The organism is Saccharothrix sp. BKS2 (assembly GCF_047689505.1).
GTDB lineage: Bacteria > Actinomycetota > Actinomycetes > Mycobacteriales > Pseudonocardiaceae > Actinosynnema > Actinosynnema lopnurensis.
Window position 1 is genome coordinate 282576 of sequence record NZ_JAUQOL010000012.1, and the last position, 26303, is coordinate 308878.

Here is a 26303-nt window from a genome sequence, read left to right on the forward strand (position 1 = left end):
CGGGTACTGGATCCGGGCGGGTACGGGTCAGTTGGTCCCGTAGCGGACGGCGGCGCGTTCCTTGGCCTTGGCGGCCTCCACCTCGCGGTCGCGTGGCGCGGCCTTGGTGACCAGGGTCTCCAGGAGGGTGCGGGTCGCCTCGGCGACCGCCTCGACCGCCGCGTCGAACGCCTCCTGGTTCACCGCCGACGGGCGGGCCGAACCGCTGACCTTGCGCACGTACTGCACCGCCGCCGCGCGCACCTCGTCCTCGGTGGCCGGCGGTTCGAAGTTGTGGAGCACCCTGATGTTGCGACACATGGCTCCACTATCGCGGAAAACCGTTCGTGGAGCACGGTCCGGCGGTCAGGGCTTGACGTCGTACCGCGCGTTCTCCACCGGCGGCGGGACGGCGGGCAGCTCGTGCCCGTCCACGCAGCCGCCCTCGAACTCGACCACGCCCCCGCGCTCCACGAACCGGCCGGTCTCCGCGCACCCCGCCTGGGTCACGGTGAAGAAGGCCGCGCCCGTCAGCGCCGCGGCCGTGGCCAGCGCTCCGACGAGCGGGAGCACCGCGGTGACCCGTACCGCGAGCGCCATGCCACCCTCCAGGTCAATGCCGTGTGGGACACCCCGCACCGAGGGTACCGGTCCCGGCACACCCGGCAGGGGCATCGTCAGCCCGCCGACAGCGAGGGCCGGCCCGGGGGTGCCCGGACCGGCCCGTTGCCGGATCAACGTCGGAGGTCACCCCGACGGTTCCCGTTGTCGCGGATCTGTTGTCGCTACAGGTTGCCCGCGCCTCGCCGCTACAGGTTGCCCCGGCGCTCCTGCTCCCGCTCGATCGCCTCGAACAGCGCCTTGAAGTTGCCCTTGCCGAAGCCCAGCGACCCGTGCCGCTCGATCAGCTCGTAGAACACGGTCGGCCGGTCGCCGATCGGCTTGGTGAAGATCTGGAGCAGGTAGCCGTCCTCGTCCCGGTCGACCAGGATGCGGTGCTCCTTGAGCACCTCGATCGGCACGCGCACCTCGCCGATGCGCGCCCGCAGCTCCGGGTCGTCGTAGTACGAGTCCGGCGTCTCCAGGAACTCGACGCCCGCCGCGCGCATGGCCTTCAGCGTGGCGACGATGTCGTTGGTGGCCAGCGCGATGTGCTGCACGCCCGCGCCCTCGTAGAACTCCAGGTACTCGTCGATCTGCGACTTCTTCTTCGCGATCGCCGGCTCGTTGAGCGGGAACTTCACCCGGTGGTTGCCGTTGGAGACGACCTTGCTCATCAGGGCCGAGTAGTCGGTGGCGATGTCGTCGCCGATGAACTCCGCCATGTTCACGAAGCCCATGACGCGGTTGTACCACTCGACCCAGTAGTCCATCCGGCCGATCTCGACGTTGCCCACGCAGTGGTCGACCGCCTGGAACAGCCGCTTCGGCGCGCCCTCGGGCCGGACGACCGTGCTCTCCTTGACCACGTAGCCCGGCAGGTAGGGCCCGGTGTAGCGGGACCGGTCGACCAGGGTGTGGCGGGTCTCGCCGTAGGTCGCGATGGCGGCGATCCGCACGGTGCCGTGCTCGTCGCTCACCTCGTGCGGCTCGTCCAGGACGGTGGCGCCCTGCGACCGCGCGTGCTCGACGCACCGGTCGACGTCGTCGACCTCCAGCGCGAGGTCCACCACACCGTCGCCGTGCCTGCGGTGGTGGTCGAGCAGCGGGCTGTCCGGCGCCACGCCGCCGTTGATCACGAACCGCGCCGAGCCGGACTTCAGGACGAAGGACTTGTGGTCCCGCTGCCCCGTCTCCGGACCGGCGTACGCGACGAGCTGCATGCCGAAGGCGACCTGGTAGAACCAGGCGGTCTGGGTCGCGTTGCCGACCACGAAGACCACGGCGTCCATCGAGCGGACGGGGAACGGGTCCCGCGTCCCGTCGTAGTCGACCAGGCCCACGAGCTGGCGGAGCTGGTCGTAGCTCACGTCGTCAAGCTGCTGCGTCATACCCCCAGGATGTGTCGGCTGGGCAGGGTGAGCAACAGTCTCTTGGTTCGCTGGTCAGGTTGTACAGTTGCCCATGGCTTCCGACCCGCAAGGTGAACACTCTGACCAGGTCGTGGACGGTCTCGACGCGCGGCTCCTGCTGCTGCTCACCGACGAGCCCCGGCTGGGGGTGCTGGAGTGCTCGCGGCGGCTGGGCGTGGCGCGGGGCACGGTGCAGGCCCGGTTGGACCGGCTGATGGCGCGGGGCGTGCTGACCGGCTTCCCGCCCGCGCTGGACCTGGCCGCGATGGGGTACGGCCTGACGGCGTTCGCCGTGCTGGAGATCGCCCAGGGCCGGCGGCAGGAGGTGTGCGACGGGCTGGCCGCCATCAACGAGGTGTGCGAGGTGCACGCCACCACCGGCCAGGGCGACCTGTTCGCCCGGGTGGTGGCGCGGTCGAACGCCGACCTCCAGCGGGTGATCGACTCGATCGTGGACGTGCCGGGCGTGCGGCGGCTGTCCACGTCGATCGCGCTGTCCACGCCCGTCCCGCCCCGCGTGCGGCCCCTGCTCGAACGCATCCGCTGATCGGGAGGACGCGGGAGCGCGCGGCAAAAGGGGCGGCCACCGCGGTGGCCGCCCCTCCTCGGTTCAGCGCGATCAGCCGGAGTAGGGCACGGCCTTGATGAGCGTCACCTTCATGGTGCTGCCGTTGGGCAGTTCGTACTCCCGCGTCTCGCCTTCCTTGGCGCCGAGCAACGCCTTGCCCAGCGGGGACGAGGGGGAGTAGACCTCCAGCGCGCCGTGGGCGCCCTCTTCACGCGTGGCGAGCAGGAACTCCTCGGTCTCGTCATCGCCTTCGTAACGCACGGTGAGCACCATGCCGGGGGCGGCGACTCCGTTCACCGTAGGCGCTTCACCCACCTTGGCGACGCGCAGCAGCTCCTGGAGCTGCCGGATCCGGGCCTCCTGCTTGCCCTGCTCCTCGCGGGCCGCGTGGTACCCGCCGTTCTCGCGGAGGTCGCCCTCCTCGCGACGGGCGTTGATCTCCGCGGCGATGACCGGGCGGTTCTCGATCATCTCGTCCAGCTCAGCCTTGAGCCGGTCGTGGGCCTCCTGGGTCAGCCAGGTCACCTCGGTGTCGCTCACGGGCACCAACTCCTCGTCTTGCTCCAGGCCCACGGGTGGGCTGGCAGTTCCCGGGCGCACCAACCCGGAACGGAAAAACACGGCCCGCGTCGGGGCCGTGCTGAAAGGCCAGAGTAACACGACGTCAACGTGCCAGGACGCGGTTTTGTTCCCCGAACCGGCGGGCAAACCCGCAGATCACCCGCTTGGCCGCTACCTCGTGGACAGGTACTCCGGAACCTGATAAGAGCACCCGAACACCTCTCCGGTCACGGGTGGTTTCGACGTCTTCAGCACCGTCGTGCCGCGCACGGAATCGGCGCCGGGGGGCACCAGGACCTCACGGCGGCCCGCCTCGTCGCCGTCCTGGGACCGCGCCCGGACGATGCACACGACGGCGTCCTCCGGGGTCTGCCGGACCACCTCGAAGGTGATCTCCACCGAGCTGTCGTCGAGCACCTCGAACGCCGTCTGCTTCCCCTCCACGGGCTTGGTGCCCAGGTTCTGGTAACCCACCCAGGCGACGAGGGAGCCGATCAGCACCGCGATCACGGCGAGTGACCAGCGGATCCACGGGGACGCGGGGCGCCGGGGCTTGCCGTACCGACCTTCCGGCAGTGCCACTTGCCAACGCCTTCCTGCCCGTGGGGAACAATGGCCGCTCGCGACCGCGTTGAGTGTCGCAGGGGTTCGATCGACCCCGTTCGGCAGGTCCCGAGGAGGAGCACCACCGTCATGGTTGAGAAGCTGCGCCTGATGGCGGTGCACGCGCACCCCGACGACGAGTCCAGCAAGGGCGCCGCCACGATGGCCAGGTACGTGGCCGAGGGGCACGAGGTGATGGTCGTCACCTGCACGGGCGGGGAGGCGGGCAGCGTCCTCAACCCCGCCATGGACCGCCCGGACGTGCTGGAGAACATGGCGGAGATCCGCCGCGAGGAGATGGCGCGGGCCGCGAAGATCCTCGGCGTGCGGCACCGCTGGCTGGGCTTCGTCGACTCGGGCCTGCCCGAGGGCGATCCGCTGCCCCCGCTGCCGGAGGGCTGCTTCGCGCTGAAGCCGCTGGAGGAGTCCACCCCGCCGCTGGTCGAGGTGATCCGCGAGTTCCGCCCGCACGTGATCGTCACCTACGACGAGAACGGCGGCTACCCGCACCCCGACCACATCCGCTGCCACGAGGTCTCGATCGCCGCCTTCGACGCGGCGGGCGACCCGGACCGCTACCCCGGGCTGGGCGAGCCGTGGCAGCCGCTCAAGCTCTACTACTCCCACGGCTTCTCCCGCGCGAAGCTGCTGGCGTTCCACGAGGCGCTGCTCGCGGCCGACCTGGAGTCCCCGTACGCCGAGTGGCTCGCGGGCTGGGGCTCGGACCGCCCGGACGTGATGGAGCGCGTCACCACCCGGGTCGAGTGCGCCGACTGGTTCCCGGTGCGCGACGAGGCCCTGAAGGCGCACGCGACGCAGATCGACCCGGAGAGCCGCTGGTTCGCCGTGCCGCTGGAGATGCAGCGCGAGGTGTGGCCGACCGAGGAGTACGAGTTGGCCAGGTCGCTGGTCGACAGCACCCTGCCGGAGGACGACCTGTTCGCCGGGATCCACGAGAAGGTGACCGCGTGACCGCCCTCGCTCCGATCCCCCTGGAGCAGACCACGGCGCTGGTGCTGGCGCAGCAGCCGTCGACCGAGAAGGACCCCGGCGGGCAGCAGGAGGACTTCGGCAAGTCCTCGCCCCTCGGGCTGCTGCTGCTGGTGGTGTTCCTGATCGCGGTGTTCTTCCTGGTCAAGTCGATGAACAAGCACTTGAAGCGGGTGCCCGCGTCGTTCGACGACCCGGAGCCCGCCGAGGACGGGAAGGCCGGGAGCGGGAAGGCCGAGGGCGAGGTGGCCGGGAAGGACCGGCCGTAGCCCGCTGGGGTGCACGGTGGGGTGACGGGTCGCGGGCCCGGCGCACCGGTACGCGCCGCGCGGGTCGCCCTGGCGGCGGCCGGGGTCCGCTCCGCGACCGGTGCACGCCCGAGGGCGGGTTCGCCGCCCCCGCCCCGGCGGCTGCTCGACGCCGGACCTGGCCGCCCGGCCCTGGCGCCCCCGCCCGGCCTCCGCGCACCGACCGCCCCGGCACCCGCCTCCGCTTCCCCGACAGGGACCTGACCTGGCGCGACACCGACCACGCACAAGTGCGGCTTCGCGTAACGTGGATCAAGGGGTGATCACCTTGGTCGAGGTGGAGGCGTACGACCTGACCTGGCGGCTGGACCCGGCGGCGGACGGGGTGCGCGGCCGCGCCACGCTGCGGTTCCGGGGCGAGCCGGAGCCGGTGGAGGTGTTCGGCGAGGCGCTGGTCCCGACGCGGCGGGAGTCCGGCGGGCTGCGCGTCGAGGCCCTGTTCCCCTACGCGAGGCCGGGGTTCCGCCGCGTCACCGACCCGGTCGACGGCCAGGTCTACCTGTACGCGGCGCCCAACCCCCACCGCGCGCCGCAGAGCCTCGGCCACTCCGCCGACCACCGGCTGCGCGCGCCCGTCACGCTGACCGCCGTCGTGCCGCCCGCGTGGAAGTGCCTGGCCAACGGGCTGCCCGTGGTCGACGGCGGCGAGGTCCGCACCTTCGCGCCCACGGCCCCGACCGCGCCGGCCTGGGTCGCGGCGGCGGCCGGGCCGTTCGTCGAGGTCGCGCCGTCGGTGCACGTGCCGAGGTCGCGGGCCGGGTTCGACGCGACCCGGGTGACCGACCTGGTGGACCGCTCGCTGGCGTTCTTCTCCGAGCTGCTCGCGCCCTACCCGTACCCGAAGTGCGAGCTGGTGTTCGTGCACGACCTGTCGCTGCTGGCGCTGTCCACGCAGGGCCTGATCGTGTTCGACGAGGGCGCGCTCGACCGGTTCGACGACCTCCGGTACGCGACGACCGTGATCGCGCACGAGGTCGCGCACGCGTGGTCCGGCAACCTGGTCGACACCGACATCTGGCTGGTCGAGGGTCTGGCGGTGTACCTGAGCAGGCTGTTCGCCGAGGCCGAGCGGCCCGGCGACGACACCTGGCGCGACCCGCCGGCGCCCGACCTCCCCTACCGGCCGTACCTGGACCGGCTGCTGGAGGTCGAGGCCCGGGTGGGCCGGGAGGGGCTGCTGCGCGGGCTGCGGGCGGTGTTCGCCGAGCTGGCCCACCGCCACGCGGAGCCGGCCGAGTTCGAGGCGCGCTGGGGCTAGTGCGTGACCACCTGGTGGACGTCCACCAGGAACTCGGTGCGCCCGCCCGCCGCCTCGATGCCCCACGGCAGCCGGGTCGACACGGTCACCACCTCGGTGCCGTCGTCCAACCGCCCCCGGCCGACGACCTCGCACCCCACCTGCACCTCGACCGGGTAGGCGGTGTTGGCGCGCAGCCGGTCCTCGTCGTCGAACACGGGCGCCTTGTCGACCATGCTCCAGACGACGCCGTGCGCGTCGGTGAGCTGGACCTCGACCAGACCGGGGAACGGCTCGTCGCCGACCCACCGCACGGCCCGGCCCGTGACGGAGGTCGTGTGCGTGGGCGCGGTCACGCGTAGATCGCGAACCAGATCGCGATGTAGTGGCAGATCGCCGCCAGCACCGTCGCCGCGTGGAAGAACTCGTGGTAGCCGAAGACCTGCGGCCACGGGTTCGGCCAGCGCGTCGCGTAGAACACGGCGCCCGCGGTGTAGAGCAGGCCGCCGGCCAGGAGCAGGACCAGCGCGCCCACGCCCACGTGGTGCAGCAGGTCGGGCAGCACGAACACGGCCACCCAGCCCAGCGCGATGTAGATCGGCACGCCCAGCCACCTCGGCGCGTGCGGCCAGGCCAGCTTGAGCGTGACGCCGCACAGCGCGCCGACCCACACCACGGTCAGCACCACGTTGCCCGTGGCCGGGGCCATCGCGAGCAGCGCGAACGGCGTGTACGTGCCCGCGATGAACACGAAGATCATGGAGTGGTCGAGGCGCTTCATCCAGGTCCGCGCCCGTGCGCTGACCCAGTTGACCCGGTGGTAGAGCGCGCTCACACCGAACAGGCCGAGCACCGTGACGCCGTAGACGGACGTCGCCAGCGTGGCCTTCGGGGACGAGGTGGTCGCGGCCAGGGTGATCAGCGCCGCGCCTGTCACCAGGGAGACGAGGAAGGACCAGAGGTGCAGCCAGCCGCGCATACGCGGCCGCAGTGCGGGAGCCGGGGGTTGCGGGAGCGTGGACGTGGTCACCCGCTCGAGGTTACGGGACCGTAAGTTGCTCGGCACCACGCAACGGAGTGACCGGTCCCACGCGGCGTACGCTCTTCCAGCGTGGGTCTGCGCGAACGCATCAAGGACAAGCTCCTCCTGCCGATCTACGAGTACCGGCTGAACCGGTGGCTCGACGGCAAGCAGCGACCACGTCACGTCGGCGTGGTGCTCGACGGCAACCGCCGCTGGGCCAAGGAGGCGGGCTTCGCCGACGTCGCGCACGGCCACCGCGCGGGCGCGCGCAAGATCCTGGAGCTGCTGACCTGGTGCCGCGAGGCCGAGGTGGAGGTGGTCACGCTGTGGCTGCTGTCCACCGACAACCTCGACCGGCCGGCCGAGGAGCTGCAACCGCTGCTCACCATCATCGCCGACATCGTCGACGAGCTGGCCGAACCGGGCAACCCGTGGCGCGTCCGGCACGTCGGCGCGCTCGACCTGCTGCCCACCGAGACCGCCGCCCGGCTGTCCGCCGCGTCGCTGCGCACCCGCTCCCGCACGGGTCTGGAGGTCAACGTCGCGGTCGGCTACGGCGGCCGGCAGGAGATCGCCGACGCGGTGCGCAAGCTGCTGCTGGAGCACGCCGAGTCCGGTGGGACGATCGAGGAGCTGGCCGAGGTCCTCGACGTGGACCACATCGCCGAGCACCTCTACACCTCCGGTCAGCCCGACCCCGACCTGCTCATCCGCACGTCGGGGGAGCAGCGGCTGTCCGGGTTCATGCTGTGGCAGTCGGCGCACTCGGAGTTCTGGTTCTGCGAGGCGTACTGGCCGGAGTTCCGCCGGACCGACTTCCTGCGCGCCCTGCGCGACTACGCGCTGCGGCACCGCCGGTTCGGGTCCTGAGGGTCGCGGCGGCCGCTTGAGGGCTCGGGCTGCCTGAGGGCCCGGCCGCCTGAGGAGCCAGAACCCGGTGGGCCGAAGCCCCTCGCCCGAAGAACCCCGCACCCGAAGAACCCGAAGCCGGGAACCCCGCCACGCCGAAAGGCGGCACCCCCGGTGGGGAGTGCCGCCTTTCGAGACTTCAACGCTGGCCGGTTGGCCGACGAATCACTCGCCGCCGTTGCCGTCGTTGTCGTCGTTGTCGCTGTTGAGGCAGAGGTTCTCGTCGTTCTGCGACAGGATCGGGACCGCGATCACGTTGGCCTCGACCTCGCAGACGTTGAGGCCCTGGAGCAGGTCGGAGTCGTTGCCGAAGTTCAGCAGACCGAACTGGTCGGCGACCTCGCCCTCCTCGCCCTCGGCGTAGTAGGAGTTCAGCTCACCGATCGCGGTGCTGCTGCCCCAACCGTCGTGGCCGTGGCCGGGGGCCGCGAAGGCCGGAGAGCCCAGCATCACGAGGCCAGCAGCGGCCATGGCGATGACGCCTGCCTTCTTCAACATGTGGAACACACTCCTCTGGTGGGATTTTGTGGTGACCCCCGTAATCCCTGTCGAGCATTCCGGGGAATCTGGCGGCTCAGGCTGTGATGCCCTCGCATCGGTAATTTACCCAACTGCGGCGCTGATGCCAGTCCGCCAACACCATCGTGTGAACTATTTCTTGGTCAGTTTGTTGGCTATGTCGCCCCGGGTAAGAACCATGCCCTTCGGGGGCGGCGCTATTCCACAGCAACGCATTTCCCGACTGTGCTACCCACTAATGGGTGATTAGAGCGGGCGTTCCGCACGCTCCGTATTGGAGGAAATCGATAATGCCTGGTCGCGGTCATGGAGAGCGGTGCCGCTGCCCGGCAAGGGTGAGTCCAGGGTGGTGAGAGGGCGGGGTGAGCCCCGATCGCGTGCCTCCAGGGAAGGCGGGTATCGCGTGACCGCAATCACGGTTTCACCTGAATGCGGAGTGGGTGAAAGGTCGAACCGGAGAAACCGCCGCACCGAAGCGAAGGGCCCGGGAACGCCGAGCCCGAGAACGGCGAACCCCGGAACACCGGGCCCGGGAACGCGAAAAGGGGCGGTGGCCCGCATCGCGGACCACCGCCCCGGCTACGACACCAGGCGGAACGGATCAGCCGTTGTCGTCGTTGTCGTCGTTGTCGGTGTTGATGCAGCCGCCCTCGTCGTTCTGCGACGCGACCGGGATGCCGATCACGTTGACCTCGATCTGGCAGAGGTTGATGTTGCTCGCCAGGTCGGAGTCGTTGCCGAAGTTGATGAGGCCGAACTGGTCGGCGACCTCGTCGCCCTCACCCTCGGCGTAGTAGGAGTTCAGCTCGCCGATGGCGGTCTGGCTGCCCCAGCCCATGCTGTGCTCGTAGGGCTCGCCGGCCAGTGCGAACGCGGGCGACCCGAGCATCATGAGGCCGGCCGCGACCGCGGCGACGGTGCTTGTCTTCTTCAGCACTTCGCTCTCCTGTATCCGTGGGTTTCCCCGGTGGTCCGCTGTCGCCGAATCGCGCGTGCGGGTTCGTCGCGGGCAAACTATCGAATTCGGGGCCCCGGCCGGATGCCTCTAACACCATTGTGTGATGGCCCCCGGGGTACTTGTCCCCCGGAGGAGTGTTCTTTTCACGCACGATTCGCGTCGTCCCCGAGCCCTGTGGTAAATCGGGCGGCCATCTCGTATCGTCTCCAGGCCGTGGACGGCGACTCGATCGTGCGGGAGTACCTGCTGCTGGGGCTGCGGCTCGGCAGGCTGGCGCCCGGCCTGGTGGACTCCTTCACCGGTGACCGCGCGCTGCGCCGCCGGGTCGACGACGAACCGCGCCCCCACCCGGCCAACCTGGCCGACCGCGCCGCGGTGCTGCGCCGCGAGCTGGCCCGGGTCGACGACCTGGAACCGGAGCGCCGCCGCTTCCTGGACGCCCACCTGACGGCCGTCGAGACCACCGCGCGCAAGCTCGCCGGGGTGCGGGTCGGCTTCGTGGACGAGGTCCGGGCCTACTTCCAGGTCGACATCGCGCCCGGCCACCCCGACACCTACCGCCGCGCCCACGCGGAGCTGGACGAGCTGCTGCCCGGCGACGGCTCCCTGACCGCGCGGCTGGCCGACCACCGCGCGCTGGACGAGGTGCCGCCCCGCCTGCTGGCCCCCGCCGTGCACGCCCTGTCCAGCGCGCTGCGCGACCGCGTCCGCGAGCGGTACGAGCTGCCGGCGGAGGAGGTGGTGGAGTACGAGGTCGTCACCGACAAGCCGTGGAGCGGGTTCAACTACTACCTGGGCGGCTTCCGCTCGCGGGTGGCGGTCAACGCCGACCTGGGCCACCGCGTGTCGAACCTGCCGCACCTGGTCGCCCACGAGTCCTACCCCGGCCACCACACCGAGCACTGCCGCAAGGAGGTCGGCCTGGTCGGCAAGCGCGGCCACGCCGAGCAGGCGCTGTTCCTGATCAACACCCCGCAGTGCCTGATGGCCGAGGGCATGGCCGAGTTGGGCCTGCACGCCGTGGTGGGCCGGGGCTGGGGCCGCTGGACCGGGGAGATCATGGCCGACCTGGGCGTGCGGGTCGACGGCGAGCTGGTCGAGCGCGTCGAGGGCGCGCTGGCGGGGCTGCTCACCGTGCGCCAGGACGCCGCGCTGATGCTGCACGACCGGCGCGCCCACCCGGACGACGTGGTCGACTTCCTGCGCCGCTGGCTGCTGGTGCCCGAGCGGCGGGCGCGGCACATGCTGCGCTTCCTGGCCGACCCGCTGTGGCGCGCCTACACCACCACCTACGTCGAGGGCGTGCGGCTGGTCCGGGCGTGGTTGGACCTTCGGTCACCGTCCGACACGCTGAGTGACCGGTACCTGAGGCTGCTGGACGAACCGCTGGTGCCGCGCACCCTCCAGCGGGAGGTGGAGGCGGGTGTGCCCCGGCTGCCCCGTGACTGAGCGCGACCCCGCCCCCGGCGTCCGGCGCAACGCCCCTGAGCTGCGCGGACGAGGCGGTGTTGCGCCGAGGTGACGCCCCCGCTCCGGCAGGAGCACCCCCGGTGGGCGTCTTTCGCGGGTTTTGCCGCCAGGTGACGAATCGGCGAATCACCTGTGTGGCTGCCTGCATAAGAGGGACCGGCGGAGGTAACTTCCGGTTGGCGGGACGCGTCCACTGCGGACCGCGCAGGGAGGCCCTGATCGTGGCTGTTGTGGAATCGCCGGCCAGACCGGCGACGACGAGCGCGAGGGGGCCGGCACCCGGCCTTCGTGGCCGGTGCGCCTGAGCGAGTGAGGCGGACCGGTCGATCGGGGTGGTTGCCTGGCCCAGCGAGGAGCGGATGCGGGTGCCGCGTTCGCGAGGAGTTGCCGTGAACGCACGACGACCCGCGAGCCGTTCCTCAGGCTCATCGCGCAGCACGTCCCGGCGCCGGGGTGCGCCCTCGGTTCACACGTACGTGGTGGACACCTCCGTGCTGCTCTCCGACCCCCTGGCCACCACGCGGTTCGCGGAGCACGAGGTCGTGCTGCCGCTCGTGGTGATCAGCGAGCTGGAGGGCAAGCGGCACCACCCCGAACTGGGCTGGTTCGCCCGGGAGGCGCTGCGCCTGCTCGACGACCTCCGGCTCAAGCACGGCAGGCTGGACAACCCGGTGCCCATCGGCGACCTCGGGGGCACCCTGCGCGTCGAGCTCAACCACTCCGACCCGGAGGTGCTGCCCGCGGGTTTCCGCACGGACTCCAACGACGCCCGGATCCTGGCCTGCGCGCTCAACCTCGCGGCCGAGGGCAACGCCGTCACGCTGGTCACCAAGGACATGCCGCTGCGCGTCAAGGCCGGTGCCGTCGGCCTCGCCGCCGACGAGTACCGGGCGCAGGACGTCGCGCTGTCGGGCTACTCGGGCATGTCCGACCTGGACGTCGACCAGGCGGTGGTGGACGCCCTGTACCGCGAGGGCTCGGTCGACCCGGTGCCGTTCGACCTCGCGCACGTGGCCGAGCTGCCGTGCCACAGCGGGCTGCGGCTGCTCGCGGGCACGTCGAGCGCGCTGGGCCGGGTCACCCCGGACAAGCGGGTCAGGCTGGTGCGCGGCGACCGCGAGGCGTTCGGCCTGCACGGCCGCTCCGCCGAGCAGCGCGTGGCGCTGGACCTGCTGCTGGACACCGAGGTCGGCATCGTCTCGCTGGGCGGGCGGGCCGGCACCGGCAAGTCGGCGCTCGCGCTGTGCGCGGGCCTGGAGGCGGTCATGGAGCGCCGCCAGCACCGCAAGGTCGTGGTCTTCCGCCCGCTGTACGCGGTGGGCGGGCAGGAGCTGGGCTACCTGCCCGGTTCGGAGACCGAGAAGATGCAGCCGTGGGCGCAGGCGGTGTTCGACACCCTCGGCGCGCTGGTGAGCCAGGACGTGCTGGAGGAGGTCATGGACCGCGGCATGCTGGAGGTGCTGCCGCTGACCCACATCCGCGGTCGGTCGCTGCACGACTCGTTCGTGATCGTGGACGAGGCGCAGTCGCTGGAGCGCAACGTGCTGCTGACCGTGCTGTCGCGGCTGGGCGCCAACTCGCGGGTGGTGCTCACCCACGACGTGGCGCAGCGCGACAACCTGCGGGTCGGGCGGCACGACGGCGTGCTGGCGGTGATCGAGAAGCTGAAGGGCCACCCGCTGTTCGCGCACGTCACGCTGACCAGGTCGGAGCGCTCGCCGATCGCGGCGCTGGTGACCGAGATGCTGGAGGACTACACCCTCTGACGCGCCGGTGACCGGGGGAGGGGCTCGCCCGCGCGGGCCCCTCCGCCCCGCGCGGGCGGGCCACCGGACCCGCCTAGCGGCTCACCACCCCGAGGGCAGCGGCCGGCCCTCGGCGAACCCGGCCGCGCTCTGCACGCCCAGGGTGGCCCGCTCGTGGAACTCCTCCAGGGTCTGCGCGCCCGCGTACGTGCAGGCCGAGCGGACGCCCGCGGTGATCGAGTCGAGCAGGTCCTCCACGCCGGGCCGCAGCGGGTCCAGCCGCATCCGCGAGGTGGAGATGCCCTCCTCGAACAGGCCCTTCCTCGCCCGGTCGAACGCGTTGTCGGTGCGCGTGCGGGCGCTGACGGCCCGCTTGGAGGCCATGCCGAAGGACTCCTTGTAGAGCCGGCCCTGCTCGTCGCGCTGGAGGTCGCCGGGCGACTCGTAGGTGCCCGCGAACCAGGAGCCGACCATGACGTTGGCGGCGCCGGCGGCCAGGGCCAGGGCCACGTCGCGCGGGTGCCGGACGCCGCCGTCGGCCCACACGTGCCTGCCGAGCCGGCGGGCCTCCGCGGCGCACTCGGCGACGGCCGAGAACTGCGGGCGGCCCACGCCGGTCATCATCCGGGTGGTGCACATGGCGCCGGGGCCGACGCCGACCTTGACGATGTCCGCGCCCGCCTCGACCAGGTCGCGGACGCCCTCGGCGGTGACCACGTTGCCCGCGACCACCGGCACGGCCGGCCCGGCCTCGCGGACGGCCTTGAGCGCGGCGAGCATCTTCTCCTGGTGGCCGTGCGCGGTGTCCACCACCAGCGCGTCCACCCCGGCCGCCAGCAGCTCCCCGGCCTTGGCGGTGACGTCGCCGTTCACGCCGATCGCGGCGACCACCCGGAGCCGGCCCGCGCCGTCCAGGGCGGGCTGGTAGACGTCGGCGCGCAGCGCGCCCAGGGCGGTCAGCACGCCGCGCAGCCGGCCCCGGTCGTCCACGCCCAGCGCGACGTGCCGGGTGCCGCCGGTCAGCGCGTCGAACACCCCGCGCGGGGCGGTGTCCATCGGCAGGGTGGTGAGGCGCTCGTCGGCCACGTCGCGCAGGCGGGTGAAGCGGTCCACCCCGGCGCACGAGGCCTCGTCGACCACGCCCACCGGCCGACCGTCGCCGTCGACCACGACGACCGCGTTGTGGGCCCGCTTGTGCAGCAGGTTCAGCGCGTCCGCCACCGAGTCGCCGGGGGCCAACGTCAGCGGGGTGTCCCACACCGGGTGGCGCTCCTTGACCCACCCGACGATCTCGGCCACCGCCTCGGGCGCCACGTCCTGCGGCAGCACCACCAGGCCGCCGCGCCGGGCCACCGTCTCGGCCATCCGCCGCCCGGCCACCGCGGTCATGTTGGCGACCACGACGGGGATGGTGGCGCCCGTGCCGTCGGCGGTCGACAGGTCGACGCCGAACCGCGAGTCCACGGCCGAGCGGCCGGGCACGAGGAACACGTCGTCGTAGGTCAGGTCGTAGCTGGGCCGATGCCCTTCGATGAATCGCACGAGAACCTGACGATACCCCTCCGGGGCCCGTCCGTCCTGGTCGTGCGCCGACTTCACGGGGTCGTGGCGCCACCTCCCGCCGGACCGGCGCCGGGCAGCAGGGCCCGCACGGCGTCGAGGGTGTCGGCGTCGGCCGGCTCCTTGTCCGGCCGGTAGCGGACCACGCGGGCGAACCGCAGCGCCACGCCGCCGGGGTAGCGGGTGCTGACCTGCGCGCCGTCCAGCTCGATCTCGACGACCAGCTCGGGGCGCACGGTGACCACGCCGTTCTCGTCCGAGGTCGAGCGGGCCAGGAGTTCGCGGGTCTGCCAGGCCAGCAGCTCGTCGGTCAGGCCCTTGAACGTCTTGCCGACCATGACCGGCGGACCGCCGTCGGGGTCGCGGGCGCCCAGGTGCAGGTTCGACAGCAGGCCCCGGCGCCTGCCGCCGCCCCACTCGACGCCGATCACCACCAGGTCGAGGGTGTGGACCGGCTTCACCTTCTGCCAGGCCCGGCCGCGGCGGCCGGCGGCGTAGACCGAGTCCAGGGCCTTGACCACCACGCCCTCGTTGCCCGCGGCCAGCGCCTCGTCGAGCACGGCGGCGGCCTGGTCGGCGGTCGGCCGCACCCGGCCGGGGATGACGTGGTCGCCGGCGACCCGCCGCAGCGCGTCCAGCCGGTGGCGCAGCGGCTCGTCGAGCAGGTCGCGGCCGTCGAGGTGCAGGCAGTCGAAGAAGAACGGGCTGAGCAGCAGGTCCCTGGTGCTCCCGGCCGAACCGCGTCGCCCGGCCGCGGCGTCCAGCAGGGCGCCGAAGCGGCTCATCGTCTCCTGGAACGGGCGGGGCCTGCCGTCGTCGGTGAGGGCCAGCGTCTCGCCGTCCAGGACCACCGAGTCGCACGGCAGGCCGCGGACCAGGTCGACCAGCTCGGGGACGGTCGAGGTGACCTCGCGCAGCGTGCGGGTGAAGACGCGGACCACGTCGCCGTCCCGGTGCACCTGGATGCGCGCACCGTCGAGCTTGTGCTCCACCGCGGTCTCGCCCAGCTCGGCCAGGGCCTCCGGCAGCGACTCGGCGGGGGAGGCGAGCATCGGCCGGACCGGGCGGCCCACCTCCAGCCGGAACGCCGCCAGCGTGGCCTCGCCCGCCAGCGCGGCCACGGCGGTGGCGGGCAGGCTGCCGGAGAGCATGAACGCCCGCCGCACCACCTCGCCGGGCACCTCGGCGGCCTGGGCGATCGCGTCCAGCATCACCCCTTCGAGGGCGCCCTGCCGCAGCTCGCCGGTGAGCAGGCGCTTGAGGAAGTCCTGCTCGGCGGCGGTGGCGCGGGAGAACAGCGCGCGCAGCGCCTCGACCCGCCGCGCCGCCGAGCCCTTGCCGCCGAGGGCGGCGTAGTCCCCCAGCGCCCCGTCGACGTCGGACACGGTGAGCGAGGGTTCGGCGGCGGGCGGCACGTCGAGGTCGAGCACCGTTCGCCAGCCCGCCCCGATGCGCCCCTGGCTGGGCACGCCCACCAGGAACGACACCACGGCGGGCGTGCCCGTCCGGCGGACCAGGTCGGCCAGCGCCCCGACCTTGGCCAGGCGGGAGCGCGTCGCCCCGACGGCGGCGGACGTCTCGACCACTTCGGTGAACAGCACGCCCACCATGGTGCACCGGACCACCGACAGGGGCTGATCAAGCGCGGGGCCCAAAGTCCTGAGCGTTGAACTCGGTGGTCCTGGACGTACGACACGGTGGTCCTGGGCGTACGACTCGCGGGGTCTGGGCGTACGACTCGCGCGGGGTCAGGGGTGGCCGGTGGCCATGCGGAGGACGTCCAGGGCCTCGTCCAGCTGGGTCTCGGTGAGCTTCGCGGGGACGTGGCCGCGCTCCAGGACCACCTCGCGGATGGTCTTGCGCTCCTTGAGCGACTGCTTGGCGATCGACGCCGCCTCCTCGTAGCCCAGGTAGCGGTTCAGCGGGGTGACGATGGAGGGGGAGGACTCGGCGTACTCGCGCATCCGCTCCACCTGCGGCTCGGCGCCGGTCAGCACCTTGTCGGCCAGCAGGCGGGCGACGGCGGCCAGCAGGCGGGACGACTCCAGCACGTTGCGGGCGATCACCGGCAGCATCACGTTGAGCTGGAAGTTGCCCTGCGAGCCCGCGAACGCCACCGCCGCGTCGTTGCCGATGACCTGGGCGACGACCATCATCGCCGCCTCGGGGATCACCGGGTTGACCTTGCCCGGCATGATCGACGAGCCCGGCTGGAGGTCCGGCAGGGCCAGCTCGCCCAGGCCGGTGCGGGGGCCGGAGCCCAGCCAGCGCAGGTCGTTGGCGATCTTGTAGAGGCCCACGGCCGTCGCCCGGAGCTGGCCGGAGACCTCGACCACGCCGTCCTGGGTGGCCTGGGCCTCGAAGTGGTCGCGCGCCTCGGTCAGCGGCAGGCCGGTGGTCGCCGCCAGCTCCGCCGAGACGGCCGCGCCGAAGCCCGCCGGCGCGTTGAGGCCGCTGCCCACGGCCGTGCCGCCGATCGGCAGCTCCGCCAGGCGGGGCAGGGACGAGGTCAGCCGCTCGACGCCGTGGCGCACCTGGGTGGCCCACGCGCCCACCTCCTGGCCCAGGGTGACCGGCACGGCGTCCATCAGGTGCGTGCGACCCGACTTGACCAGCGAGGTCCAGTCCGCGGCGCGGGCCTCCAGGACGCCCGCCAGGTGCTCCAGCGCCGGGATCACCTCGCGCGCCACGGCCTCGGTCGCGGCCACCCGCAGGGTCGTCGGGAACGTGTCGTTGGACGACTGGGAGGCGTTGACGTGGTCGTTCGGGTGCACGTCCCGGCCCAGCGCCCGGCTCGCCAGGGTGGCGATCACCTCGTTGGCGTTCATGTTCGACGAGGTGCCCGACCCGGTCTGGAACACGTCCACCGGGAAGTGCGCGTCGTGCCGGCCGCCGGCCACCTCGTCGGCGGCGGCCGCGATGGCGCCCGCCACTTCGGGTTCCAGCACCCCCAGCCGCTCGTTCACCCGCGCCGCGGCCGCCTTCAGCAGGCCCAGCGCCCGGATCTGCGCGCGCTCCAGACCCCGTCCGGAGATCGGGAAGTTCTCCACCGCGCGCTGCGTCTGCGCACGCCACAGCGCGTCGACCGGCACCCGGACCTCGCCCATGGTGTCGTGCTCGACGCGGTACTCCTGTTCGCCCATGACACCGAGTTTGGACCGCCTTGCCTAACTGGGCACGGTGGCGCGGAACACCTATGGTCCTCGTCATGGACCTTGAGGTCGACCTGCTCATCGTGGGCGCGGGCCCCACGGGGTTGTTCGCCGCCTACTACGCGGGTTTCCGGGACCTGTCCGTCGCGCTGGTCGACGCGCTGCCCGAGGCGGGTGGTCAGGTCACCGCGATGTACCCGGAGAAGATGATCTTCGACGTGGCCGGGTTCCCGGCCGTGCGCGGGCGCGAGCTGGTCGACGGGCTGGTGCGGCAGGCCGACCAGTGGAAGCCGACCTACCTGCTCGGCCGCCAGGCCCGCACGCTGTCCACTGTGGACGACCGGCTGCACGTCGGCCTGGCCGACGGCGCGGTGGTGAAGGCGGGCGCGGTGCTGGTCACGGCCGGCATGGGGGAGTTCACGCCGCGGCCGCTGCCCGCCGGGGACGGCTGGCTGGGCCGGGGCGTGGTCCACTTCGTGCCCGCGCTCGCCGCGCACACCGGTCAGCACGTGGTGGTCGTCGGCGGCGGCGACTCGGCGTTCGACTGGGCGCTGGCGCTGGCCCCGATCGCGGCGAGCGTCACCGTGGTGCACCGCCGCGCCACCTTCCGCGCCCACCCGCCGACCGTGCGGCAGGTGCGCGACCTGGGGGTGCCGGTCGTCACCGACGCCGAGGTGCTGGAGCTGCGCGGCGACCCGGAGCTGGCCGAGGTGGAGCTGGGCCTCAAGGGCGGCGGGCGCACGGTGCTGCCCGCGCAGGCGGTGGTGGCCGCGCTGGGCTTCACCGCCGACCTCGGGCCGATCGAGTCGTGGGGCCTGGAGCTGGACCACCGGGCGGTCGTGGTGGACACCACCATGCGCACCGCCCGCGACCGCGTCTACGCGGCGGGCGACGTCGCCCAGTACCCCGGCAAGGTCAAGCTGATCGCCACCGGCTTCGGCGAGGCGGCCACCGCGGTCAACAACATCGCCGTGCTGCTCAAGCCGGGGGCGCACCTGTTCCCCGGCCACTCCAGCAACGCGGGCTGAGCGGGTCCCCCGCCCCCGGGCGGGGGCGGGGGACCACCGGGACGGTCAGGCCACCACCTGCACCTGCTCGCCCGGGAAGAGGTTGTCGTAGAACGTCAACGAATCCTGCGGGCCCAGCCGCACGCAGCCGTGGGACTGCGACGCGGTGTCGCCCTGGTGGAACGCGATGCCGGTGGTGGTGAAGTACACCGAGTTGGGCATCGGTCCGTTGTAGGGCACGCTCCAGTCGTTCTTCACCTTGCGCAGCACCGGGTACGTGCCGACCGGGGTCTCGTACCCCGGCATCCCGTGGGACGCCGCGACGGGACCGTAACTCGCGCTGCCGTTGTAGATCAGCCACGCCTGGTTGGTGGACAACTTCACGCACGCCCCGTTCGGGATCGAGCACGGCGTGCCGGTGGAGGCGGTGGCGGGGACCGCGAGGCCGAAGGACAAGGCCGCCGCGGCCGCTGCAACCGTTGCAGTACCGAGCGTCTTCTTCATCTCGAATCACCCCTCGCCCTTCGGCTACCCCGGGGTAGGTGTGACCCAAACCGCTCACATTCCCAGACCGTCACCTGGACCCGCGCCCCGACCCGGAGGGTCTCGAAGTGCTTCGCGGCGGCCTCGCGCGACAGGTGGACGCACCCGTGCGACTGCTCGACCAGGCTGCCCTCGTGGAACGCGATGCCGTTGCCCACGAAGTAGGTGGAGAACGGCATGGGCGCGTTGTAGGGGCGGCTCCGGTCGTCGCGCGCCTTCCACAGCACCGAGAACGTGCCCACCGGCGTCTCGTGACCGGGGCGGCCGGAGGTGGTCGGCACCGGGCCGTGGTCGTGGTCGGCGCCGCGGTCGGTTCCGAGTGGGTGCGGCGGTGGGGGGCCGGCGGGCGCGGACGGCGCCGCCGAGTCCGAAGTGGACGGAGCGGCGGGCGGAGCGGCGGTCGGCCCGCCCGGTGACGAATCGGGAAGGGCCGCCCCACCCGGAGGTGGGACGGCCCTCGAACGCCGGTGCGGGGAGCGGTCAGACCGTGCCCGCGTACTGGCTGATCCACGAGCGGAACGCCGGCACGTCCATGTAGATCGACGGGCCGGTGGCGCAGGTGGAGCTGTTGTTGCCCGCGCGGCTGGTGGCGCCGATCAGCTGCCACGCGCCGCCCACCGACTTGATCTGCGGACCGCCCGAGTCGCCGTAGCAGGCGCCCGCCCGGCCACCGGGGTTGTTCGTGCAGATCTCGTACGAGCCGTAGATGCCCGAGCAGCTGCCGTCCGAGACGATCGAGGTGTTCAGCTCCTGGAGCGTCACCGGCGCGCCGCAGCCGCCGGCGGGGGCGCAGGTCTGGCCCCAGCCGATGATGCGGGTGGCGGTGCCGGTCGCGCCCGAGGACGAGGCCACCGAGATCGGCGCCTGGCTCACCGAGGTGGACAGGCGCACCAGCGCGATGTCGTAGCTGGAGTGGACGACGACCTGGGCGCCGGTCGCGACCGTGCCGCCGCTGGTGCGGTTGGTCGTGCCGATGCGGGCCCGGATCGACGACGCCGAGCGGCCCTGCACGCAGTGCTTGGCCGTGACCACCCAGTTGGCCTTGATCAGCGAGCCGCCGCAGAAGTGGCTGCCCGAGGTGCTCTGCAGGGACACCATGAACGAGTAGGTCTGCGTGGCGTTGCCGCCGCCCACGATGAACGGGGTGACCTCGCCGTCCGCCGCCGGGGCCGCCGCCGCCCCGGCCGCGCCCGCGAGAGCCGCGCCGATCGCCACCGCGAAAGCGGTGAACAGGGTACGAACCTTCATCGTTTCCTCTCCGTACCCGGCGCAGGGTTGCCGGGCACGAATCGGAAACTAGGGATGAACGCTGCGTGATCAACACAGCCGATCGGCCGGTAACGCGGATTGACAGTTGACAACCGGTCCCGGCGGCGCCGGGGTCACGGCAGCGGGGGCAGGGCCCCCTGGTCGCCCGCGGGGACGTCGAAGTCCACCGAGGCGTACTCGCGGAGCTTGTCCATCCGGTGGAACCCGTCGATCATGCGCACCGTGCCGGACTTCGAGCGCATCACGATCGACTGCGTGGTGCAGCCGCCCGCCCGGTAGCGCACGCCGCGCACCAGGTCGCCGTCCGTGACGCCGGTCGCGCAGAAGAACACGTTGTCGCCGCTCACCAGGTCGTCGGTGGTCAGCACCCGGTCGAGGTCGTGCCCGGCGGCCAGCGCCCGCTCCCGCTCCTCGTCGTCCTTCGGCCACAGCCTGCCCTGGATCGAGCCGCCCACGCACTTCAGCGCCGCCGCCGCGATGATGCCCTCGGGCGTGCCGCCGATGCCCACCAGCAGGTCGATGCCGGTGTTCGGGCGGGCCGCCGCGATCGCGCCCGCCACGTCGCCGTCGGAGATGAACTGGATGCGGGCGCCCGCCGCGCGCACGTCCCGCACGATCGACTCGTGCCGAGGCCGGTCCAGGATGCACACCACCACGTCGGAGACGTCGCCGTGCTTGGCCTTGGCGACCCGCCGGATGTTCTCCCCGATCGGGGCGGTGATGTCGATGACGTCCGCCGCCTCCGGCCCGGTGGCCAGCTTCTCCATGTAGAACACCGCGGACGGGTCGAACATCGCGCCGCGCTCGGCCACCGCGAGCACCGCCAGCGCGTTCGGCATCCCCTTGGCCATCAGCGTGGTGCCGTCGATCGGGTCCACGGCCACGTCGCACTCCGGCCCGTTGCCGTCGCCGACCTCCTCGCCGTTGAACAGCATGGGCGCCTCGTCCTTCTCGCCCTCGCCGATCACCACCACGCCCCGCATCGAGACCGTCCCGATGAGCTTGCGCATGGCGTCCACGGCCGCGCCGTCGCCGCCGTTCTTGTCGCCCCGGCCGACCCAGCGCCCGGCGGCCATCGCGGCCGCCTCGGTCACCCGGACGAGCTCCAGCGCGAGGTTCCGGTCGGGTGCTTCGCGACGACGCTCGGACGGGCTGCTGGTCATGTGGCGCTCCCTCGTGAGGCTGCCGGACTGGTTCGCCGACCGGGTGGGACCGCGGAGGTCGATTACCGGTCGGTAGACCAATCCTCGCACGTGGTCACGTCCCGGCCACGTCCTCCTCGGTCACACCCAGCGCTTGATCGATCCGCTCGCGGGCGCCCGCGAGCAGCCGCTCGCAGGTCTTGGCCAGCGCCTCGCCCCGCTCCCACAGCCGCAGCGACTCGTCCAGCGACAGGCCGCCGGCCTCCAGCCTGCGGACCACCTCCACCAGGTCGTCCCTGGCCTGCTCGTAGCCCAGTTCCTCGACGGCCGGCGCACCGGCTGCGGGCTCGTTCACGTGACCGACTTCCCCACTCTGCTCCGTACGTGGGCCACGACCGAGGCCACCGCCTGGTCGTAGCCGATGAACGCCTCGGCGAACTCCGCGCCGTCGCCCTCGCGGACCGCGTCGTCGATGCGGTGCGCGGCGGCGGCGACGCGCGTGCGGTGCACCGAGCCGCGGCCCAGCCACCACCGCACCCCGGCGTAGCCGGAGGTCGCCTCGGACAGGTCGTGCAGGCGCTCCACCAGCGCCGCCCGACCGGACGCGCAGCCCGCCACCAGCGCCAGCCAGCAGTCGGCCGCGGCCCGGTCGGCTAACTCCGCCCGGTCGCGCACGGTGCGCGCGCCCTCGTCGTCGTCGACCGCGGCGGCCATCGTCAAGGGCAGGAACGTGGGCTCACGTGCCGGGTTCGGCACCACCGCCTCCTTCCTCCGACCGGTGGCCGTGCTCGTCGGTAATCATCGGACGACCGTCCCCGCCGCCGATCGCGACCACGTGCACGGTCCCGTCGGCCACGCGCACCCGCAGGAAGGCGCCCGGGGGCGCCTGGGAGGTCGACCGGAGCACCCCGCCCACCTCGCCCCCCGGTGTGACGAGCTGCACCACCGCGTACCCCCGGGCCAGCGTGGCGGCGGGCCCGAGGGTCGTCAAGCGGGCCCGCGTGGCGGTCAGCCCCGCCGCCTCCGAGTCGAGCCGGTTGCGCACCGCGCGCCGGGCCCGCTCCCGCAGCCGGTCCACGTCCTCGGCGCGCCGGTCCAGCGGGCCGTGCGGGTCGGCCAGCACCGGCCTGGTGCGCAGCGACGCCAGCAGCCGGTGCTCGCGGTCCACCCAGCCGTGCAAGGCGCGGCGGCCCCGGTCGCGCATCTGGCGGACCCGCTGGGTCTCCTCCGCCACGTCCGGCACCACCCGCTTGCCCGCGTCGGTGGGCGTGGAGCAGCGCACGTCCGCGACGTGGTCCACCAGCGGCGAGTCCGGCTCGTGCCCGATCGCCGACAGCACCGGCGTGCGGCAGGACGCCACCGCCCGGCACAGCGCCTCGTCCGAGAACGGCAGCAGGTCCTCGACGCTGCCGCCGCCGCGCGCCAGCACGATGACGTCCACTTCGGAGTCCTGGTCCAGTGTCGACAGTGCGGTGAGGATCTGCGGCACGGCCGACACGCCCTGCACGGCCACGTTCACCACCCGGAACCGCGCGCCCGGCCACCGGGCGTGCGCGTTGGTCAGCACGTCCCGCTCCGCGGCCGACGTCCGCCCGGTGACGAGGCCGATCTTGTTGGGCAGGAACGGGGGCCTGCGCTTGCGCCGCGGGTCGAACAGCCCCTCCGCGGCCAGCAGCTTCTTCACCCGCTCGATCCGGGCCAGCAGCTCGCCGATGCCGACCTGGCGGATCTCGTCCACGCGCAGGCTGAGCGTGCCGCGGTTGGGGTAGAAGTGCGGTTTGCCGTGCACCACCACGCGGCTGCCCTCGGTCAGCTGGAGCTCGCGCACCACGCCGACGGGCGCGGTGAGCTGCATCGACATGTCCGCCGAGGGGTCACGCAGGGTGAGGAACGCGGTCGACGTGCCGGGCCGGGCGCTCAGCTGGGTGACCTGGCCCTCCACCCACACGTCGCCGAGGCGGTTGATCCAGTCGAAGATCTTGCGCGCGACCGTCCGCACCGGCCACGGGTTCTCCGGACTGGACCTCTCCTCAGCCACCGGACCCCAGGTTCGCGATGCGGCGCGTCAGCATCCCGGTGAACTCGGGGCGCGCGGCGTGCGTGCGCTCGTGGGCGAGCAGCTGCTCCAGGTCCGGCGCGGACAGCGTGCGCAGCCGCGCCCGCAGCTGCGGCAGCGTCAGCTCGTCGTAGTTCGGCAGCACCGCGGGCGGTTCGGCGGCCAGGGCCCGTTCCTCCTGGGCCCACGGGTCCTCGGCGCCCGGACCCCCGTCGTCGGTGTCCAGCCCGGCGCCCGGGACCACGCCCAGGTCCGGGACCACGCCCAGGTCCGGGACCGCGACCGGGGCCGGGTCCACGTCGACGTCCGTGGCCGCGGTCCCGTCCTCGTCGAAGGTCGCCCACTCGGGCTCCTGGTCGGCCGGCCGCAGCACCGACAGCACGTCGTCGCCCTTGATTGCGAGCTCGGTCACCCGCTGCTGGACCCGCATGGACAGCTGGAGAGCCTCGCTGACGACGGTCACCGGCAGACCCACGAGCTGGTGCGGCAGCTTGCGGGCCTGCTCGACGGCGGTGACCGCGAGTCCCGCGGCGAGGCGGACGGGCAGCGGCAGTGGCTTCATGGCTACAGCCTGCCGCAGTCGGCCGCCCGATGCCTACACGTGGCACGCCGTACCCTGGGGACATGGACAAGCGAGTGCTCCTGGCGAAGCCGCGCGGCTACTGCGCCGGCGTGGACCGTGCCGTGGTGACCGTGGAGAAGGCGCTGGAGCAGTACGGCGCGCCGGTCTACGTGCGCAAGGAGATCGTCCACAACAAGCACGTCGTCGAGACGCTGTCCGACCGGGGCGCGATCTTCGTCGACGAGACCGACGAGGTGCCCGAGGGCGCCCTGGTCGTGTTCTCCGCGCACGGCGTGTCGCCCGCCGTGCACCAGGAGGCGGCCTCGCGCTCGCTGCGCACCATCGACGCCACGTGCCCGCTGGTGACCAAGGTCCACAACGAGGCCAAGCGCTTCGCCCGCGACGACTACGACATCCTGCTCATCGGCCACGAGGGGCACGAGGAGGTCGAGGGCACGCAGGGCGAGGCCCCCGAGCACATCCAACTCGTCGACACCGCCGAGGACGTCGGCAAGGTCGAGGTGCGCGATCCGTCCAAGGTGGTCTGGTTGTCCCAGACCACGCTGTCGGTCGACGAGACGATGGTGCGGGTGCGGCAGCTCAAGGAGCGGTTCCCGGACCTCCAGGAGCCGCCGTCGGACGACATCTGCTACGCCACGTCCAACCGGCAGACCGCGGTGAAGACCATGGCGCCGGAGTGCGACCTGGTGCTGGTGGTCGGGTCGAGGAACTCGTCCAACTCGGTGCGGCTGGTGGAGGTGGCGCTCCAGGCGGGCGCGCGGGCCTCCTACCTGATCGACTACGCCCGCGAGGTCGACGAGGCGTGGCTGGAGGGCGTGACCACGGTCGGTGTGACCTCGGGCGCGTCGGTGCCGGACATCCTGGTGATGGACCTGCTCAAGCACCTCGCGGAGCGGGGCTACGGGCAGGTGGAGGAGATCACCACGGCGAACGAGAAGATCGCCTTCGCGCTGCCCCGCGAGCTGCGCAAGGACATGGTGCGCTGACGGTCGCCCGGGGCCGGCCGGGACCGGCCGGCCCCGGGCGACCCCGATCAGCCCCGGTCGTAGCGGTGGTCCGGCGGGTTCGGCGGCCAGGCCACCCCGTCGTCCTTGTACCAGATCCGCTCGCACTCGCCCTGCTCGCCGCACTTCTTCGCCCGCTCGCGCCACCCGGCCATCGCCAGCAGCCCGGCCTTGTCGCCGCGCGTGAGCACGTCGTTCCAGCTGGACACCAGGTTCGAGGTCCGCGGGCCCATGAGCGTGGGCTCACCGTGGAACTCCTCGTGGTAGTGGTTGAGCCCCATCATGTGCGCCAGTTCGTGCACGACCTTCAACGCGATGTCGTAGCGGGCCTCGCGCTCGCCGTCCAGGCTGCGCTCGGCCAGGTCGTCCCACGCGGACAGGAACGCGAAGCTGATGTTGCCGCCGGTGTAGACCAGGCCGCGCCGGTCGGCGGTGGTGCCGGGGAAGGCGATCCCGATGGACCCGGTCAGCTGCGGGTCGAAGGTGATGCTGATCTGGTTCGCCGGGCGCGGCGTGGTCAGGTAGGGCTCCTCGTCGTAGCCCAGGTACTCCAGGCGTCCGCCGACCCACTTGTTGGTCTCCAGGACCATCGTCGACATCACGTCGTCGACGCCCTTCAACCACTTCTTCTCCCGCTTCACGCGCGAGTCGTCCTCGGGCAGGCCGCGGCGGTTGCGGTAGAGCTTGACGGTGTAGTGGTCCATCAGCTCGTAGTAGGCCGGGTTGCGCACCCCGCGGAACTGGAGCAGGTTGAAGCCGTACCGGTTCTCGACGTCGCCCGAGTCGGTGGCGATCGGGTCGACCAGCATCTTGTCCGGCTGGTAGGGGGTGCGCCCGAGACCGGGGTCGAACGGGGGCGCGGCGGAGGCGGGCGCGGCCGTCACCACCGACGCGAGCACCACGGCGGCGCCGACGACACCGAGGCGCGTTCGTCCGGTAATGGTGTGCATGGTTGTCCCTCCATTGTCGGAGCGCACGCGGAAAATGCGTGCGGAACAGATGGGGAAATTCCTCGGGCGGTGATCGGAAATGATTTCCGCCCGGCGTCACCCCGCGTGTCGTCGACGGCCGGGTGCGTGTTGCGCGCCCCGTGGGGTGTTTTTA

30 protein-coding genes are annotated in these 26303 nt (G+C 72.4%); 9 read left to right on the forward strand and 21 right to left on the reverse strand.

The window, feature by feature from the left end:
• Nucleotides 1–27 precede the first annotated feature (27 nt).
• From Q5530_RS26060 to hppD, 3 genes are all read right to left on the reverse strand, one after another.
• Nucleotides 28–300 carry a DUF2277 domain-containing protein gene (locus Q5530_RS26060; RefSeq protein ID WP_380642853.1) on the reverse strand — a complete coding sequence of 91 codons (273 nt, stop codon included), beginning with the start codon at nt 298–300 and terminating at the stop codon, nt 28–30.
• 45 nt (nt 301–345) lie between these two features.
• Entirely contained in the window at nt 346–579 is a 234-nt protein-coding gene (locus tag Q5530_RS26065) for a hypothetical protein (protein ID WP_380642855.1), read from the reverse strand.
• Between the two features lie 209 nt (nt 580–788).
• Nucleotides 789–1970, reverse strand: a complete 1182-nt coding sequence (gene hppD, locus Q5530_RS26070) for a 4-hydroxyphenylpyruvate dioxygenase (RefSeq protein WP_380642857.1) — start codon at nt 1968–1970, stop codon at nt 789–791.
• Between the two features lie 73 nt (nt 1971–2043).
• Between hppD and Q5530_RS26075 the strand changes: the two genes are divergently transcribed.
• Nucleotides 2044–2538 (forward strand): Lrp/AsnC family transcriptional regulator, encoded by a 495-nt coding sequence (locus Q5530_RS26075; protein ID WP_415365387.1) that lies wholly within the window; start codon nt 2044–2046, stop codon nt 2536–2538.
• Nucleotides 2539–2610: 72 nt separating this feature from the next.
• Here Q5530_RS26075 and greA read toward each other — a convergent pair whose 3' ends face one another.
• Both greA and Q5530_RS26085 read right to left on the reverse strand, forming a co-directional pair.
• Entirely contained in the window at nt 2611–3105 is a 495-nt protein-coding gene (gene greA / locus Q5530_RS26080) for a transcription elongation factor GreA (protein WP_380642911.1), read from the reverse strand.
• 186 nt (nt 3106–3291) lie between these two features.
• Nucleotides 3292–3702, reverse strand: a complete 411-nt coding sequence (locus Q5530_RS26085) for a DUF4307 domain-containing protein (RefSeq protein WP_380642860.1) — start codon at nt 3700–3702, stop codon at nt 3292–3294.
• 111 nt (nt 3703–3813) lie between these two features.
• Here Q5530_RS26085 and mca point away from each other — a divergent pair, with 111 nt between their 5' ends.
• The 3 genes from mca to Q5530_RS26100 all read left to right on the forward strand — a co-directional run bounded on the left by mca (nt 3814) and on the right by Q5530_RS26100 (nt 6279).
• Nucleotides 3814–4695, forward strand: coding sequence for a mycothiol conjugate amidase Mca (gene mca / locus Q5530_RS26090; RefSeq protein ID WP_380642862.1), 882 nt, complete (start codon nt 3814–3816; stop codon nt 4693–4695).
• Nucleotides 4692–4982: a hypothetical protein gene (locus Q5530_RS26095; protein WP_415365388.1), complete on the forward strand. Its 291-nt coding sequence runs from the start codon at nt 4692–4694 to the stop codon at nt 4980–4982. Before mca ends, Q5530_RS26095 begins: the two co-directional genes overlap by 4 nt.
• Before the next feature lie 298 nt (nt 4983–5280).
• Nucleotides 5281–6279 carry a M1 family aminopeptidase gene (locus tag Q5530_RS26100; RefSeq protein ID WP_415365389.1) on the forward strand — a complete coding sequence of 333 codons (999 nt, stop codon included), beginning with the start codon at nt 5281–5283 and terminating at the stop codon, nt 6277–6279.
• Here Q5530_RS26100 and Q5530_RS26105 read toward each other — a convergent pair.
• A complete protein-coding gene (locus Q5530_RS26105; RefSeq protein ID WP_415365390.1) occupies nt 6276–6614 on the reverse strand; it encodes a hypothetical protein in 339 nt (112 codons plus the stop codon). The genes Q5530_RS26100 and Q5530_RS26105 overlap by 4 nt on opposite strands.
• Nucleotides 6611–7237: a PAQR family membrane homeostasis protein TrhA gene (gene trhA, locus Q5530_RS26110; protein WP_415365448.1), complete on the reverse strand. Its 627-nt coding sequence runs from the start codon at nt 7235–7237 to the stop codon at nt 6611–6613. The genes Q5530_RS26105 and trhA overlap by 4 nt, the downstream gene beginning before the upstream one ends.
• A 168-nt stretch (nt 7238–7405) precedes the next feature.
• Between trhA and Q5530_RS26115 the strand changes: the two genes are divergently transcribed.
• A complete protein-coding gene (locus Q5530_RS26115) occupies nt 7406–8152 on the forward strand; it encodes an isoprenyl transferase (protein WP_415365449.1) in 747 nt (248 codons plus the stop codon).
• 204 nt (nt 8153–8356) lie between these two features.
• Here Q5530_RS26115 and Q5530_RS26120 read toward each other — a convergent pair whose 3' ends face one another.
• Both Q5530_RS26120 and Q5530_RS26125 read right to left on the reverse strand, forming a co-directional pair.
• Nucleotides 8357–8689, reverse strand: a complete 333-nt coding sequence (locus tag Q5530_RS26120; RefSeq protein WP_415365391.1) for a hypothetical protein — start codon at nt 8687–8689, stop codon at nt 8357–8359.
• Nucleotides 8690–9311: 622 nt separating this feature from the next.
• A complete protein-coding gene (locus Q5530_RS26125; protein ID WP_415365392.1) occupies nt 9312–9647 on the reverse strand; it encodes a hypothetical protein in 336 nt (111 codons plus the stop codon).
• Nucleotides 9648–9881: 234 nt separating this feature from the next.
• On the opposite strand from Q5530_RS26125, the gene Q5530_RS26130 reads away from it, so the two are divergent.
• Nucleotides 9882–11117 (forward strand): DUF885 domain-containing protein, encoded by a 1236-nt coding sequence (locus Q5530_RS26130; protein ID WP_415365393.1) that lies wholly within the window; start codon nt 9882–9884, stop codon nt 11115–11117.
• 497 nt (nt 11118–11614) lie between these two features.
• Nucleotides 11615–12904 (forward strand): PhoH family protein, encoded by a 1290-nt coding sequence (locus tag Q5530_RS26135; RefSeq protein ID WP_380642876.1) that lies wholly within the window; start codon nt 11615–11617, stop codon nt 12902–12904.
• 81 nt (nt 12905–12985) lie between these two features.
• Here Q5530_RS26135 and Q5530_RS26140 read toward each other — a convergent pair whose 3' ends face one another.
• The 3 genes from Q5530_RS26140 to Q5530_RS26150 all read right to left on the reverse strand — a co-directional run bounded on the left by Q5530_RS26140 (nt 12986) and on the right by Q5530_RS26150 (nt 17586).
• A complete protein-coding gene (locus tag Q5530_RS26140) occupies nt 12986–14425 on the reverse strand; it encodes a GuaB1 family IMP dehydrogenase-related protein (protein WP_415365394.1) in 1440 nt (479 codons plus the stop codon).
• A gap of 53 nt (nt 14426–14478) precedes the next feature.
• Complete coding sequence (locus tag Q5530_RS26145) at nt 14479–16044, reverse strand: ATP-dependent DNA ligase (RefSeq protein ID WP_415365395.1); 1566 nt, start codon at nt 16042–16044, stop codon at nt 14479–14481.
• 147 nt (nt 16045–16191) lie between these two features.
• Nucleotides 16192–17586, reverse strand: a complete 1395-nt coding sequence (locus Q5530_RS26150) for a class II fumarate hydratase (RefSeq protein WP_415365396.1) — start codon at nt 17584–17586, stop codon at nt 16192–16194.
• 65 nt (nt 17587–17651) lie between these two features.
• Here Q5530_RS26150 and Q5530_RS26155 point away from each other — a divergent pair, with 65 nt between their 5' ends.
• A complete protein-coding gene (locus Q5530_RS26155; RefSeq protein ID WP_415365397.1) occupies nt 17652–18623 on the forward strand; it encodes an NAD(P)/FAD-dependent oxidoreductase in 972 nt (323 codons plus the stop codon).
• Between the two features lie 45 nt (nt 18624–18668).
• Here Q5530_RS26155 and Q5530_RS26160 read toward each other — a convergent pair whose 3' ends face one another.
• The 8 genes from Q5530_RS26160 to Q5530_RS26195 form a co-directional block, all read right to left on the reverse strand.
• A complete protein-coding gene (locus Q5530_RS26160; RefSeq protein WP_415365398.1) occupies nt 18669–19106 on the reverse strand; it encodes a L,D-transpeptidase in 438 nt (145 codons plus the stop codon).
• The gene (locus Q5530_RS26165; protein WP_415365400.1) at nt 19103–19426 is read right to left on the reverse strand and encodes a L,D-transpeptidase; all 324 of its coding nucleotides are present in this window, start codon (nt 19424–19426) and stop codon (nt 19103–19105) included. Before Q5530_RS26165 ends, Q5530_RS26160 begins: the two co-directional genes overlap by 4 nt.
• Nucleotides 19427–19625: 199 nt before the next feature.
• Entirely contained in the window at nt 19626–20393 is a 768-nt protein-coding gene (locus Q5530_RS26170; RefSeq protein ID WP_380642888.1) for a S1 family peptidase, read from the reverse strand.
• Nucleotides 20394–20527: 134 nt separating this feature from the next.
• Nucleotides 20528–21577: a class II fructose-bisphosphatase gene (gene glpX / locus Q5530_RS26175; RefSeq protein WP_415365401.1), complete on the reverse strand. Its 1050-nt coding sequence runs from the start codon at nt 21575–21577 to the stop codon at nt 20528–20530.
• Nucleotides 21578–21671: 94 nt separating this feature from the next.
• Complete coding sequence (locus Q5530_RS26180; RefSeq protein WP_415365403.1) at nt 21672–21911, reverse strand: exodeoxyribonuclease VII small subunit; 240 nt, start codon at nt 21909–21911, stop codon at nt 21672–21674.
• Nucleotides 21908–22312, reverse strand: a complete 405-nt coding sequence (locus tag Q5530_RS26185) for a sugar ABC transporter substrate-binding protein (RefSeq protein WP_415365404.1) — start codon at nt 22310–22312, stop codon at nt 21908–21910. Before Q5530_RS26185 ends, Q5530_RS26180 begins: the two co-directional genes overlap by 4 nt.
• Nucleotides 22293–23594, reverse strand: coding sequence for an exodeoxyribonuclease VII large subunit (gene xseA, locus Q5530_RS26190; protein ID WP_415365405.1), 1302 nt, complete (start codon nt 23592–23594; stop codon nt 22293–22295). Before xseA ends, Q5530_RS26185 begins: the two co-directional genes overlap by 20 nt.
• A complete protein-coding gene (locus Q5530_RS26195) occupies nt 23587–24174 on the reverse strand; it encodes a lipid droplet-associated protein (protein WP_415365406.1) in 588 nt (195 codons plus the stop codon). The genes xseA and Q5530_RS26195 overlap by 8 nt, the downstream gene beginning before the upstream one ends.
• Before the next feature lie 62 nt (nt 24175–24236).
• Between Q5530_RS26195 and Q5530_RS26200 the strand changes: the two genes are divergently transcribed.
• The gene (locus Q5530_RS26200) at nt 24237–25181 is read left to right on the forward strand and encodes a 4-hydroxy-3-methylbut-2-enyl diphosphate reductase (protein ID WP_380642899.1); all 945 of its coding nucleotides are present in this window, start codon (nt 24237–24239) and stop codon (nt 25179–25181) included.
• A 47-nt stretch (nt 25182–25228) separates the two neighbouring features.
• On the opposite strand, the gene Q5530_RS26205 is transcribed toward Q5530_RS26200, so the two are convergent.
• Nucleotides 25229–26149, reverse strand: coding sequence for a hypothetical protein (locus tag Q5530_RS26205; protein ID WP_415365407.1), 921 nt, complete (start codon nt 26147–26149; stop codon nt 25229–25231).
• Between the last annotated feature and the right edge of the window lie 154 nt (nt 26150–26303).

What these genes read in the sequence shown, in the direction of transcription:
- Q5530_RS26060 (WP_380642853.1), bottom strand. Translation starts at nt 300, where the DNA reads ATGTGTCGCAACATCAGGGTGCTCCACAACTTCGAACCGCCGGCCACC.
- Q5530_RS26065 (WP_380642855.1), bottom strand. Translation starts at nt 579, where the DNA reads ATGGCGCTCGCGGTACGGGTCACCGCGGTGCTCCCGCTCGTCGGAGCG.
- hppD (WP_380642857.1), bottom strand. Translation starts at nt 1,970, where the DNA reads ATGACGCAGCAGCTTGACGACGTGAGCTACGACCAGCTCCGCCAGCTC.
- Q5530_RS26075 (WP_415365387.1), top strand. Translation starts at nt 2,044, where the DNA reads ATGGCTTCCGACCCGCAAGGTGAACACTCTGACCAGGTCGTGGACGGT.
- mca (WP_380642862.1), top strand. Translation starts at nt 3,814, where the DNA reads ATGGTTGAGAAGCTGCGCCTGATGGCGGTGCACGCGCACCCCGACGAC.
- trhA (WP_415365448.1), bottom strand. Translation starts at nt 7,237, where the DNA reads ATGCGCGGCTGGCTGCACCTCTGGTCCTTCCTCGTCTCCCTGGTGACA.
- Q5530_RS26120 (WP_415365391.1), bottom strand. Translation starts at nt 8,689, where the DNA reads ATGTTGAAGAAGGCAGGCGTCATCGCCATGGCCGCTGCTGGCCTCGTG.
- Q5530_RS26150 (WP_415365396.1), bottom strand. Translation starts at nt 17,586, where the DNA reads ATGGGCGAACAGGAGTACCGCGTCGAGCACGACACCATGGGCGAGGTC.
- Q5530_RS26155 (WP_415365397.1), top strand. Translation starts at nt 17,652, where the DNA reads ATGGACCTTGAGGTCGACCTGCTCATCGTGGGCGCGGGCCCCACGGGG.
- Q5530_RS26160 (WP_415365398.1), bottom strand. Translation starts at nt 19,106, where the DNA reads ATGAAGAAGACGCTCGGTACTGCAACGGTTGCAGCGGCCGCGGCGGCC.
- Q5530_RS26170 (WP_380642888.1), bottom strand. Translation starts at nt 20,393, where the DNA reads ATGAAGGTTCGTACCCTGTTCACCGCTTTCGCGGTGGCGATCGGCGCG.
- glpX (WP_415365401.1), bottom strand. Translation starts at nt 21,577, where the DNA reads ATGACCAGCAGCCCGTCCGAGCGTCGTCGCGAAGCACCCGACCGGAAC.
- Q5530_RS26195 (WP_415365406.1), bottom strand. Translation starts at nt 24,174, where the DNA reads ATGAAGCCACTGCCGCTGCCCGTCCGCCTCGCCGCGGGACTCGCGGTC.
- Q5530_RS26200 (WP_380642899.1), top strand. Translation starts at nt 24,237, where the DNA reads ATGGACAAGCGAGTGCTCCTGGCGAAGCCGCGCGGCTACTGCGCCGGC.
- Q5530_RS26205 (WP_415365407.1), bottom strand. Translation starts at nt 26,149, where the DNA reads ATGCACACCATTACCGGACGAACGCGCCTCGGTGTCGTCGGCGCCGCC.